The organism is Pseudomonas sp. KH_046_1, assembly GCF_057839025.1.
The window spans coordinates 3,541,933-3,553,953 of record NZ_CM174481.1; the positions used below are offsets into that span (position 1 = coordinate 3,541,933).

9 protein-coding genes are annotated in these 12,021 nt (G+C 60.3%); 6 read left to right on the forward strand and 3 right to left on the reverse strand.

Annotated features, from left to right (window positions below; genetic code table 11):
* Nucleotides 1-12: 12 nt before the first annotated feature.
* Complete coding sequence (locus AC3IT9_RS16370) at nt 13-4,422, reverse strand: response regulator (RefSeq protein ID WP_489270380.1); 4,410 nt, start codon at nt 4,420-4,422, stop codon at nt 13-15.
* A gap of 51 nt (nt 4,423-4,473) precedes the next feature.
* Nucleotides 4,474-5,631 (reverse strand): response regulator, encoded by a 1,158-nt coding sequence (locus AC3IT9_RS16375; RefSeq protein ID WP_353740909.1) that lies wholly within the window; start codon nt 5,629-5,631, stop codon nt 4,474-4,476.
* A 271-nt stretch (nt 5,632-5,902) separates the two neighbouring features.
* Between AC3IT9_RS16375 and AC3IT9_RS16380 the strand changes: the two genes are divergently transcribed.
* From AC3IT9_RS16380 to AC3IT9_RS16405, 6 genes are all read left to right on the forward strand, one after another.
* Nucleotides 5,903-6,604: an EthD domain-containing protein gene (locus AC3IT9_RS16380; RefSeq protein WP_489270381.1), complete on the forward strand. Its 702-nt coding sequence runs from the start codon at nt 5,903-5,905 to the stop codon at nt 6,602-6,604.
* Between the two features lie 199 nt (nt 6,605-6,803).
* Nucleotides 6,804-8,216, forward strand: coding sequence for an NAD(P)-binding protein (locus AC3IT9_RS16385; protein ID WP_489270383.1), 1,413 nt, complete (start codon nt 6,804-6,806; stop codon nt 8,214-8,216).
* 16 nt (nt 8,217-8,232) lie between these two features.
* Nucleotides 8,233-9,192: an alpha/beta fold hydrolase gene (locus AC3IT9_RS16390; protein ID WP_489270384.1), complete on the forward strand. Its 960-nt coding sequence runs from the start codon at nt 8,233-8,235 to the stop codon at nt 9,190-9,192.
* Nucleotides 9,193-9,231: 39 nt separating this feature from the next.
* Entirely contained in the window at nt 9,232-9,948 is a 717-nt protein-coding gene (locus AC3IT9_RS16395; RefSeq protein WP_489270385.1) for a gamma-glutamylcyclotransferase, read from the forward strand.
* Nucleotides 9,949-10,255: 307 nt separating this feature from the next.
* Nucleotides 10,256-10,654, forward strand: a complete 399-nt coding sequence (locus AC3IT9_RS16400) for a hypothetical protein (RefSeq protein ID WP_489270386.1) — start codon at nt 10,256-10,258, stop codon at nt 10,652-10,654.
* Between the two features lie 439 nt (nt 10,655-11,093).
* Nucleotides 11,094-11,429 (forward strand): hypothetical protein, encoded by a 336-nt coding sequence (locus tag AC3IT9_RS16405; protein WP_223446778.1) that lies wholly within the window; start codon nt 11,094-11,096, stop codon nt 11,427-11,429.
* A 200-nt stretch (nt 11,430-11,629) separates the two neighbouring features.
* On the opposite strand, the gene AC3IT9_RS16410 is transcribed toward AC3IT9_RS16405, so the two are convergent.
* Nucleotides 11,630-11,977 (reverse strand): hypothetical protein, encoded by a 348-nt coding sequence (locus AC3IT9_RS16410; RefSeq protein ID WP_353740913.1) that lies wholly within the window; start codon nt 11,975-11,977, stop codon nt 11,630-11,632.
* Nucleotides 11,978-12,021 lie beyond the last annotated feature (44 nt).

Here is a 12,021-nt window from a genome sequence, read left to right on the forward strand (position 1 = left end):
CCGATTTAATTATCAGGACAGGTTTTCAAGCAACTCCAGCGCCTGATCGAAATCGAAACACTCCGCTTGCCGCACAACCCGAAGCAACTGCTCGGTCATCCGCGGGTCTGAAGCCAGCCCCTGCAGTTTGAGCAAGGCCGTCAGCGCCTGGGTGTCGCTCTCGGCCAGCAGAGACCGGACGTGGGCCAATTGCGCATGCCATTCGCTGCCCGGTGGCGCGCTTGATGAGTCTGTGGACGATGTCGATTCGCCGAGCACCGATAAGCCTTCCAGCACCCGTGTCAGGCAACGCTCGACCTCCACCAGCCGATCGGCCAGGTCCTGCTCCACCCCATCGCCCGCCCCATCGTTCAGACACGCCTGCTCCAGCGCGCCGGCTGCACTCGCCACTTCAACAGCACCGATGTTGCCCGCCGTACCGCGCAAGGTATGGGCCAGCCTGACCGTCGCCGAAGGATCGCCTTGACCTCGGGCAGCCAGGAACTCGGCGCAAAAAGCCTGGTGGCTGGAGCGAAACTTGCGCAGCAAGCGCAGATAGAGCTCGACCTTGCCCATGCAGGTGCCCAGGCCGGCTTTCAAATCAATACCGGGAAGGCTGGCTGGCAGGCTCGCCACTGGCACGGTGGTGAGCGGCGAAACGTCGGCCGACATCGCGCCACGGTCAGCTCGTGGATGTATCCACTTGGCCAACGTGGTGAACATGTCGTCGACGTTCAAGGGTTTGCAGATGTGGTCGTTCATGCCGCAGGCCAGCGCCCGCTCACGGTCCCCCGCCATGGCGTCGGCAGTCATGGCGATCACCGGCAGATTCGCCCAGCGTGGCTGCTCGCGTATCTTGCGGGTCGCGGTATAACCGTCCATCACCGGCATCTGGCAGTCCATCAACACACCATCGAAGTCTGCGTCACGCTGCAGTTGCTCGAGCGCTTGCGCGCCGTGAACGGCCAGGCACAGCTCGATCCCGGCGCTCTCCAGCAGTTCACAGGCCAGCTCGCGGTTCAGCTCATTGTCTTCCACCAACAGCAGTCGCGCGCCACACAGGCTGGCCAGGGCGCTGGCGCTCTGGCCGAATTGCTCACTGACCCGGGTATCGGCCTGGGGGATCTTGCCGAGCACCGAGCCCAGCGCCTCAAGCAAAGTGGACGGCGTCACCGGTTTGGTCAGTACCACCGGCAATTGAATACCGTGCCGACTGGCCTCCTCGCGGGCCTCCTCGCGACCGAACGCAGTGACCATGATCACCGACGGCGTTTGCGCCAGCTTGGCGGCCTGCATCTGCCGCACCGTTTCCACGCCGTCCATGCCAGGCATGCGCCAATCCATCAGCACCAGATCATAGGGCAGCACCTTCGCCTCGGCCTCCACCAGCATGGCCAGTGCGGCCCGGCCACTTTGCGCGACGTCCACCTCCACGCCAAAACTGCGGGCCATGCTGGACAGGATCTCGCGCGCGCTGGCGTTGTCATCGACCACCAACACACGGCTGCCCAGCAATTCGTCGGCGGTCACCATGCGCCGCAAATGGCTGTCGCGCTGCACGCCCAGGCTCACCTCGAAATGAAAGGTGGAACCATGGCCCGGCTCGCTCTCTACCCAAATGTGCCCGCCCATCAATTCCACCAGATGCCGGGAGATGGCCAGGCCCAATCCGGTGCCACCGTACTTGCGGGTGGTGGTGCTATCGGCCTGGCTGAAGGGTTGAAACAGGCGCGAGCATTGTTCGGCGCTCATGCCGATGCCAGTGTCACGTACCCAGAAATGCAGCTGCGCCTGCTCTCCTGCTGCGCCTCGCTGCTCTACACCGAGCACGATCTCGCCCTGCTCGGTGAACTTGGTCGCATTGTTGCCCAGGTTGATCAGAACCTGGCCAAGGCGCAACGGGTCGCCGATCAAGGCGGTCGGCAGCTCGGCATCGGTGCTGAACAGCAATTCCAGGCCTTTGTCCTCGGCTTTCAGGCCAATCATGCTGGCAAAGCCGTCGAGAACGGCCTCAAGGTGGAAGGGAATGTGCTCCAGGTGCATCTTGCCGGCTTCGATCCTGGAGAAGTCGAGGATGTCGTTGATGATCACCAACAGGTATTCCGCCGAGCGATGGACCTTTTCGATGTAGTTGCGCTGGCGGTGGTCGAGTTCGGTGCGCAATGCCAGGTAGCTCATGCCGATGATGGCGTTCATCGGTGTGCGGATCTCGTGGCTCATGGTGGCCAGGAAGTTGCTCTTGGCCCGGGTCGCCTCTTCTGCGGCCTCGCGTGCGCGCTGCACCTCAGCCTCGGCGGTCTTGCGGTCGGTGATATCAAAGTACCAATTGGCCCCCATGCCCCGCTCCCCCAGCGTCATCGTGATGGCCGAAACCAATACGTCGACGCGTTCGCCTCCAGCGCGCTGCAGGGTGGTCTCGAAGTTCAGCACTGGACCTTGCGCTGCCGCTGCGAGAAAGCGCTGGTGTGCCTGCGGGTCGACCCAGAACGGCGCCGTATCCGTGCCTTCGAGTTCAGCCAGACGAGTCCCGAACAAACTGTCGAACTGCGGATTACAGTAGGTCGGGCGGCCATCGACGTCCCTGATCACCATGGCCACCGGGCTGCTGTCGAGTACCGCGCGCAACTGTGCCTCGCTGGCCTTGAGTGCCGCCTGCAGATGACGGCGTTCACTCACGTCGCGCACCGAAGCGCACACGCAGACGCCGCCCCCTTCCAGGCTCGGCAAATGCGACAGGCTGATCTCTGCCGAGAACAGACTTCCGTCTTTGCGCACGCCTTGCAGGTCGTCCAGGTTGGCCCCCATCTGGCGAGTGGCGCCGTGGGCCGTGAAGCCCTTGCGCAGCGCCTCGTGGCGCCCGCGACTGGCCAACGGCACCAAACGATCGATGGACTCGCCGAGCAACTCACCGGCGCTATAGCCGAACAGCTGATCCAGTTGGCGATTGGTGCGCAGGATCTGCCCTTCGGCATCCACCACCAGCATGCCGTCCGGCGCCGCTTCGATAATCCCGCGATACCAGGCCTCGGTGGCACGCAACGCCGATTGCTGGGTTTCCAGTGCCTGCGCCTGCTGCTCCAGTTGCAGCGCCTGTTCCGCCATTTCATTGGCCTGACGCCGGGTTTCTGCCAGCAGGGTCTTGACCGCCTGATTGCGCTCCAGAATCGCCATGGCCGCGGCCAGGCGTGGGGTGGCTTCCTGCAACAGCAACAATTCACGCTCGCCCAATGGCTCCAGGCCAGCCAGTTCGAGCACGCCCAGCAGCCGCTCGCCACGCACAATGGGTTGCAGCAGCAGGCAACGGGCCGGGACCTCGCCAAGCGGTGAGCGCAAACGCCAGTATTGCTCCGGCATCGCCTGAAACTGACGCGGCAGACGATCCACCGCACACTGCCCCAACAGGCCATCGCCGAACATGACTTGTGCCTCGGGTGGCCGCTCGGAATCGGTGGCATAGCGGCCCATCAGCAGCAGTGTACCGGCGTCCTCCTGTGCGCTGTACAGCACCCCCTGGCAGATTCCGTGCAGGCTGGCCATGCATTGCAGGAACACCTGCGCCAGTTCGGCTGGGGTTTCTGCCTGCTGCAGATCGACCTGCAATTGGGCGGTATGCGCCTTGATCCAGCGCTGACGCTCAAGTTGTTGGGACTCGGTCTGCAGTTTGGCGATGGCCCGCGCCAGATCGCCGGTTTCGTTGTTCATGTCGGTGTGGGGAATCGGTTGATCGAGCTGCCCGGCGGCCAAGTGGTCTACCGCCACTCGCACCCGGTTGAGCGGATTGCGGATCGACTGGCTGACGACCCAGGACAACAGCAACGCCAGCGACAAGCCACCGAACAACAGTACGTAAGTCAGCATGGTGCTGTGTTCGGCAAACTCGGCAATGTCCTTGGCCGTGTCGCGAATCGAGGCTTCCTTGATCTGGGCGATCGCGTACAAAAGGCTGTCGGCCTGTTGGGCAAGTTGCTGGAACTCACTGCTATTGAGCAGCAACAACGCCCTACTCTGCTGGCCCTGGTCGATCAATACAAAGGCTTGGTCGCTATAACGCTGCAACTGTTGCTGCAGCAGGTCGAACTCGGAGAGACGCGCCAGATTCTCCGCACGCCTGAGGGTCACTTTGGCGTGGGCCACAGCCTGCTGCAGGCCTTCGCGGATTTCATGCAGTTGCTGCAGGGATTCGACGCGAATCTGCGCGCTGTCGGTGCCCACCGCACGTTGCAGTGCTTGCATCATATGGGGCAATTGCACACGGGCTTCCTGCAAGTGCTCCATGCCGACCAGTTCCTGCAGGTAGAGGTTCTGCATGTCCTGCTTCAGCGATTGCTGGGTGCGCAGGCTTTGCACGCCGAGCACCAGCACCAACAGCAGCAGCGCTGCAAAACCCAGGATCAGTTTGTGACGCAGCGCGAGGCGCTCAAGCAGGGTGCGCAATCCGGCCATGACCTGTCCTCGTGGACCTGATGAAAACACTGATATAGGGCAGTAACGGGTTCACGGAGTCTGGCCGATACGCTCCAGGGCAGCCCGCTGGCCGGCCATGTCCTGTTCGGTATCGGCGAAGCGCTCGGCAATGGTCTGGAACTGTTCAACGCAGACCAGGAAGGCATCGCAGATGTCCGGGTCGAAGTGCGTGCCTCGCCCCTGACGAATAATCTCGACGGCCTGCGCGTGGGGCATCCCCGCTTTATAGACCCGACGGCTGATCAACGCGTCATAGACGTCAGCCACCGCCATCAACCGGGCGCTGACGGGGATGTCGTCACCCGCCAGCCCCTGCGGATACCCACTGCCGTCCCATTTTTCCTGGTGACTGTAGGCAATCTCCTTGGCCAGGCTGAGGAACTCGGCGCGAATGCCGAGTTGATCCTCGGCATGCTGGATGGCGTCGCGTCCCAGCGTTGTATGAGTCTTCATGATCTCGAATTCTTCCTCGGTATAGCGTCCCGGCTTGAGGAGGATATGGTCGGGAATGCCGATCTTGCCGATGTCGTGCAGCGGCGCCGACTTGAACAGCAACGCGATGGTGTCCTCGGTGAGAAAATGACTGAAACGCGGATGATCACGCAGATGCTCGGCCAGCACCTTGATGTAATGCTGGGTCCGCCGGATATGGTTGCCGGTTTCGTTATCGCGAGTCTCGGCCAGTGAAGCCATGGCCTGGATGGCCACATCCTGGATCGCAATCACCTCGCGGGTCCGGCGCTCCACTTCCCGCTCCAGATAGTCGTTGTGATCACGCAGGAAGTCTTGCGCCGCCTTGAGCTTGAGCTGGGTATCCACCCGCGCCAGGACCAGCGCCGGCCTGATCGGTTTGGTGATGTAGTCGACAGCGCCCAGTTCCAGGCCATGGATCTCATCTTCGGTCGCGGCCATGGCCGTCAGAAAGATGATCGGAATATCGCGGGTACGCGGGTCGCGCTTGAGCTGCTGCGCCACTTCATGGCCGGACAGCCCGGGCATCATCACGTCAAGCAGGATCAGGTCCGGGAGTGTGTCGCCCTGTAGTACGCGCAAAGCCTTTTCACCGCTATTGGCGGCCTTGACCCGGTAGCGATCCTTGAGCAGATCAGTCATCAGCATCAGGTTATCGGGCGTGTCATCGACCACCAGGAGGGTTGGTGGACTGTAATGACGCTGTTCGGCACTCATGGCGGGGGGCTCCCTTGCCAGACATGGACCATCCCAAGGCAACACTTCCACTGCCGCCCCAGCGCAGGAAAGCTTAGCTGCTGTTCTCCAGGGCTGCCCGGCGTCGAGCGGCGCAGCCATTGCCCTCATATTGCGGGTCAATAGTCTGTTTGAGGTATTACCCGGCGCGGACCTTGAATGACTATGACGCCAGGGATTTTCGGTCATCCGGATGGACCCGGCAGCACGACCGCTGCTCCATCCATCAACCGCAACGAGGAGTTTGATAGCTATGGAAAAAGTCATCTATCTGCTGTGGCGTGATACTCAAGTCAGTCCTGATACCTTCGCCCATCACCTGCGCAGTGAGGTCGCCGGGCAATTGCAGGCACTCGGTGCCCGTGGTGTGCAATTGAACCTGGCCGATGCCGATGTTCTGCCTGCAGCCGGCCTGCGCCAGGAAAACAACCGGCCATTGCCCGATGGCAGCCTGTCGCTGTGGCTGGACAGTGCCAACGGGCCGGCTCGTCGCCCTTTCGACCACTTGATCAGCGCGGCAACGGCGCGCATGGCCGCCTACCTGGTCTGCGAGTCGGTCGCCATCGCCAATACTCGCTTCCCTGCAACGCCCGGTGAGCGTACCCACGGCTTTGCCCAACTGGCCCTGCTGACCCGCCCTCCACGCCTGACCCCCGAGGCCTGGCTGGACATCTGGCGCAACCATCACACGACGGTGGCCGTGGACACGCAAGCCAACTTCCAGTACGTGCAAAACCTGGTGGTGTCGGCACTGACGCATGGTGCCCCACGGATCGATGCCATAGTCGAGGAATGTTTTCCGCCAGCGGCCATGACCGACCCCATGGCCTTTTTCGATGCGGTGGGCGACGAAGCGAAATTCCAGCGCAACCTGGCCGCGATGATGGACAGCTGCAGCCGCTTCATCGATTTCGACAGGATCGACGTGCTGCCCACCAGCCAGTACTGCCTGTAGGACCGGGAAATCGTCATGCGTGAAGGCCCCTCACGCGAATTCACTGCAATAGCATGCCCGCCGGCGCTAATGATCACTGCGGCCGCAGCCATTAATTCCATCGGTTATTTGAGTGAGGAGCATTCGTTCTATTGAGCTTGGTACAGGTAGCTAATCTACTGAACTTGAGAAGGAGCAACCTTCAGAAAGGCGCAAGCATATGGACGAAAATCTGATCGAAACCGACTACCTGATCATTGGTGCTGGCGCGACGGCCATGGCTTTCGTCGATACGCTACTCAAGGAAACCAATGCACGCGTCATGATGGTGGATCGACACGAGCGACCTGGCGGGCACTGGAATGATGCCTACCCGTTTGTCCGGTTGCACCAGCCCTCGGCCTTCTATGGCGTCAACTCACGGGAACTGGGCAGCGCAACGAAAGACCAGGCACAACTGAACGAGGGCTTGTATGAGCTAGCCTCCGGCGCCGAAGTGGTGAGTTACTTCGACCAGGTGATGAATCAGCAGTTTCTGCCGTCAGGTCGAGTCCGTTACTTCCCCATGTGCAACTACACCGGCGACCGCATTGACGACCACCGCTTTACCTCGCTGGTCAGCGGCGCACACCATCAGGTCCGGGTGCACAAAAAGGTGGTGGACGCCACCCATGCCCAGACGGCAGTTCCCTCGACCCACCCGCCCAGGTACAGGGTGGAACCCGGCGTGGAATGCGTGCCATTGAACGACCTGCCGAAGATCCGGCACCCACACTCTGGCTACGTAGTGGTGGGATCGGGCAAGACCGGGATCGACGCTTGCCTGTGGTGTCTGCAAAACGGTATTGCGCCCGAAAAAATCTGCTGGATCATGCCGAACGACCCGTGGTTGATCGACCGGGCCAACCTGCAACCTGGCCTCGACAGCTTCGAACGAACAATCGGCGGCCTCACGGCACAATTTGAGGCCATCACAACCGCAGACTCGATCCCGGACCTGTTCTCCAGACTTGAGGCGACGGGCCAGCTCCTGCGCATAGACAAGTCAGTGGAACCCACTGCTTACCGCTGCGCCACCGTCACACAGGCGGAATTACGTGAGCTTCGACGCATCGACAACATTGTGCGCCTGGGGCGGGTGCGAGTGATCGAGCCAACGCGCATTGTGCTCGAGCACGGCAGCATCGCCACGAGCCCGGGTGCTCTGCACATTGACTGCAGCGCCAGTGCCATCCCGTCACTGCCTGAAATGAGTGTGTTCGACGGCGGCAAGATTAACCTGTTGATGGTAAGCACCTGCCAACCCTTGTTCAGCGCGGCCTTGATCGCTTATGTGGAAAGCCACCTGGACGATCAAGCGCAAATGAACGCACTTTGCACCATGGTCCCCCCGCCTCACGTCCCCACGGACTGGATCAGAATGTGGGCGGTCTACCTGGGTAACCAACTACGCTGGGGAGAACATGAAGGCCTGGCCCGCTGGATCAGGCAGTCGCGTTTGTACTTTCTGACGGCGGTGGTCAGGGGCTTGCAGGAAACCGACACCGAGAAACTGGCACAGCTGCATCGCCTCTCTGTCAGCAGGCAGCAGGCTGCGGCGAATCTGCCGCGGTTGCTGGGGTCCATCGCTTGAATTGCAGGAAGCACACATGAACGAACCACACCTCGAAATACTCGACATCAACGGCATCCGCATGCAGGTCGCCATTCAGGGCTCAGGTCCGTTGGTCTTGCTATGCCACGGATTCCCGGAGCTGTGGTACTCGTGGCGCCACCAGCTTGCTGCGCTGGCGGCCGCCGGCTATAGAGCGGTCGCGCCCGACATGCGTGGCTATGGCGGCACCGAAGCGCCGGCCGAACCCGACGCCTACACCACACTCCACCTGGTGGGCGACATGGTGGAGTTAGTCAATTCACTCGGCGAACAGCAAGCCGTGATCGTCGGCCATGACTGGGGCGCGCTGGTGGCCTGGAGCGCAGCATTGATGCGGCCCGATCTGTTCCGCGCAGTGGTCGGCATGAGCGTTCCCTTCTCGCCACCGGGGCGCGTGGAGCTCCTGAGCGCGCTGGCCTCGCGGGGTATCAGCGACTTCTACATCCAGTATTTCCAGACGCCGGGTGTGGCCGAGGCCGAGCTGCAAAGGGACGTCGAGTCGTCGATCCGGCGCATCTACTTCAATGGCTCGGGTGACGGGCCCGATGGTCCGGTGTTTGGCCGGCTGCAGCCGGGCCAGGGCTTCCTGGGGGGGATGATCGAGCCCGAAACCCTGCCAGCCTGGCTAAGCCTTGCGGATATTGCCTACTACACCCGCGAATTCACCCGCAGCGGATTTCGCGGCGGCTTGAACTGGTACCGCAACATGACGCGCTCATGGGCACTGCTGGCACCCTGGCGCGGTTGCATTATCCGGCAGCCGTCGATGTTCATTGCCGGGAGACGCGACGCCGTGCTGAAGTTTCCGGGCGCCCCGCAGCAGATCGAAGCCTTTGCGCAGACACTGCCGGGCCTGCACGGGTGTCATATTCTCGAAGGTGCTGGCCACTGGATACAGCGAGAACGCGCGACCGAGGTCAATGAGTTGCTACTGGGCTTCCTGAAAAAACTCTGATCAGGAGGTTCAATTTTTACCCATGGTGGGAGGGCCGGTATGGCACCCCTGAGAACCACACCCGCTAAAGGACGAAACCTGACTGCAGAACTCGTCGCTCGCGTTGAGCGTTTTGAGCCCGATCCCGGACCAGAACCGGGCACGACCGAACACACCGAAGCAGAGTTTGATGCGATGGTGGAGGCACTGTTGTTTGAATACAAACCGCAGGAGCTCTGGATCTTTGCTTATGGCTCACTGATATGGAATCCGGAGTTCGATTTTTTGGAGAGCCGCAGCGCCACCGCCTTCGGCTGGCATCGATCGTTCTGCCTCAAACTGACGCGCTGGCGCGGCACACGCGAGTTGCCAGCCCTGATGTTGGCCCTCGACCGGGGCGGAAGCTGCAATGGGTTGGCATACCGGCTTCCAACGCAAGACCATTTCAAGCAATTGGGACTGTTGATGGTCCGGGAAATAGACGCAAACCCACCGACCAATGTTCCGCGCTGGATTTCGGTTAAAACCGAGTCCGGGATAGTGCGTGCATTAGCTTTTGTCGCAGCACGCTACGGAATGGCCTATGCCGGAAAGTTGCCCATGGAAAAGGTTGCCCATGTATTGGCTCGCGCAGCCGGGCACTGGGGCTCGGCGGCCCAATACCTGTTCCGGACTGTGACAATGCTCGAGGAGCATGGCATTCGGGACCGAAATATGTGGCGGATACAAAGCCTTGTCGCACAGGAAATCGAAGACTCCCTGCTTGCTGTGCAATAGCCAGGTTGGAAGAGCGCATCCCGCGATGCTCGCCCTTTGAGGGTTATCCACCCGACAAAACCTGTAATGGGTCGATTGCGGTCCATTGTGACCGCTTGAATCCACAGCCAGGAGCGGACATCGAGATAGCAAACCTCAAAGGGGCCGCACACTGACGCTGTTGGTTATTTAAGCAGCGACCCCTAGAACTTTTCCCTATTTATCGGTCTATGTGAATAGGCACATCCGCTCGGTAAGCGCGAACTCACCTGCTTCCCGCAGCCAGATGATCACACGTCAAAATGTCAATCAGAGGTTGTCTTCGCTCATGAAATTCCATGACCCACGGATGGTGCTCTTCGGCCTGTTCGCGTTCGCGGCAGTGGGCTCGGCATCAGCAACACAGATGAAGCCCCCAACCCCTGTTTTCGCAACTGAAGTCGCAGTAGTTCAGGTTCCGGTCCACGCTGCCGGCAACCCTTGGCCGACCTTGGTCAGTACCGCCGGCAAGCAGCCAGGGCCGTTGCTTGCCCATGACGACCGATACTGGCATGACGACCGTTGGCACAATCGTAGAGACGATTGGCGCCGAGACGACTGGCGTAGAGATAACTGGCGCAGAGAGCAAGCCCGCCGAGAAGCAGAACGCCGTCGTGATTGGGAGCGCCACCAGGATCGGGCCATGCGGCACCGCTACGAGGACGAGCGCCGCTACTATCGTCGCTAGTGCGACGCTTAGGGATCAATCCGCCTGCAACACGGGCGATGCACCGCCAACTTGCGAAACCAGGACTCAAACCGACCTGAAATGGCAGTGCTCGCCCACCAGGATGTAGACATCAAGCGGAAAACGTCGACGAGGTATGAATCGGAAATTTGTTCAGCGCTTCCCAAGTGAAGCCTTACCGTCCGCTTCAGGTCGTTTTCAGCCCTTCGTGGCAGGCAGAAATCGGCCAGAAGCACTCATTCAATATCGGATTTTGTTTTGCCTGGCCTACTGGGAGCGATTGAGGCTGGTGTGACATTACGCCCCCAGAAGATCTTTTAGTGGAAAACAGCCCCTCGCTCCTCGCCCCTCAGGCCCAATGATAGAATCTTGTTTTGGAAAAGGAGTTTCATCTGTGGAGGCTGGAAAAAAGAGTTGCCCCTATTGCGCGGAAGTCATCATGACTGAAGCCATTTTATGCAAACACTGCCAATCTGACCTCAGACAAAAAATACGCATCCCACCAGGGTGGCCACTGCCGTCAGAAAAGAGAATTGGCCTGGTCAGCAAGATCGTCGCCGGAATCATTATCGCCATTACCTTGTACCTGGCTTTTGGTTTTTATGTCAGCAACACATCGCAAGGCAAGGAAAGAATGCAGGCCCGAGATGCCGCCGAACGATGCCGCGAGGAAGTAGACAGCTACTCCGGCCCAGCAGTCGGGAAAGGCGTAATCGCAGAGGTTTGTCGAAAGCTGGAGGACGAATTCCGCAAGAGTCTGGATCACGCGCTATAGGAAAAGCCGATTACGAAGCCCGCCATTAAGCGGGCTTTTTTGCCTTTTGCATCAGGCAGAAATCGACCAAAAGCAGTCGTTGCACTGTTGCCCTGGCTTCGAATCTTCAGGAGTACTGCAACCGACAAGGAGTAGATGACCGTGCCCCTTAAAACCGCAGGATTTGCCGGCGCCTGAAAACGCATATTGCCAGGCGTTGACTACGTCTGTGAGTTCCTCGTCTGGCTTGTCATTGCTCGAATCAAAAGTACCGTCATGATCCCGTGCAATACGACCACTGGCCACAATAAAGCCCCACTCGACTCCCCTGAGATACCAACGTAGGCGAGATAAAGCGTAGCGGCTGCGTTATAGATCAACATCCCGAGCATTGCTGGTCCGGGCCAGCAGGCGATGGCCAATGCGATGAGGGTGATGCCGGCCAAGGGGACGATGACGCCCGTCAGTTCGATGCCAAGCAGAAGTTGCCCGACCAGCGACGGGACAAGTAAGAGCGCCACACCAGTGGCTGCCTCGATGATCGCGGCGAAAACAAGCAGTCCTTTCATCACATGGGCGCTCCGTCCCGGGCTGTATAGGTGCAAGACTGGAC

Excerpts from the sequence above, each read along its gene's own strand:
- AC3IT9_RS16400 (WP_489270386.1), top strand. The coding sequence starts at position 10,256 with ATGAAATTCCATGACCCACGGATGGTGCTCTTCGGCCTGTTCGCGTTC.
- AC3IT9_RS16380 (WP_489270381.1), top strand. The coding sequence starts at position 5,903 with ATGGAAAAAGTCATCTATCTGCTGTGGCGTGATACTCAAGTCAGTCCT.
- AC3IT9_RS16390 (WP_489270384.1), top strand. The coding sequence starts at position 8,233 with ATGAACGAACCACACCTCGAAATACTCGACATCAACGGCATCCGCATG.
- AC3IT9_RS16375 (WP_353740909.1), bottom strand. The coding sequence starts at position 5,631 with ATGAGTGCCGAACAGCGTCATTACAGTCCACCAACCCTCCTGGTGGTC.
- AC3IT9_RS16405 (WP_223446778.1), top strand. The coding sequence starts at position 11,094 with ATGACTGAAGCCATTTTATGCAAACACTGCCAATCTGACCTCAGACAA.
- AC3IT9_RS16385 (WP_489270383.1), top strand. The coding sequence starts at position 6,804 with ATGGACGAAAATCTGATCGAAACCGACTACCTGATCATTGGTGCTGGC.
- AC3IT9_RS16410 (WP_353740913.1), bottom strand. The coding sequence starts at position 11,977 with ATGAAAGGACTGCTTGTTTTCGCCGCGATCATCGAGGCAGCCACTGGT.
- AC3IT9_RS16395 (WP_489270385.1), top strand. The coding sequence starts at position 9,232 with ATGGCACCCCTGAGAACCACACCCGCTAAAGGACGAAACCTGACTGCA.
- AC3IT9_RS16370 (WP_489270380.1), bottom strand. The coding sequence starts at position 4,422 with ATGGCCGGATTGCGCACCCTGCTTGAGCGCCTCGCGCTGCGTCACAAA.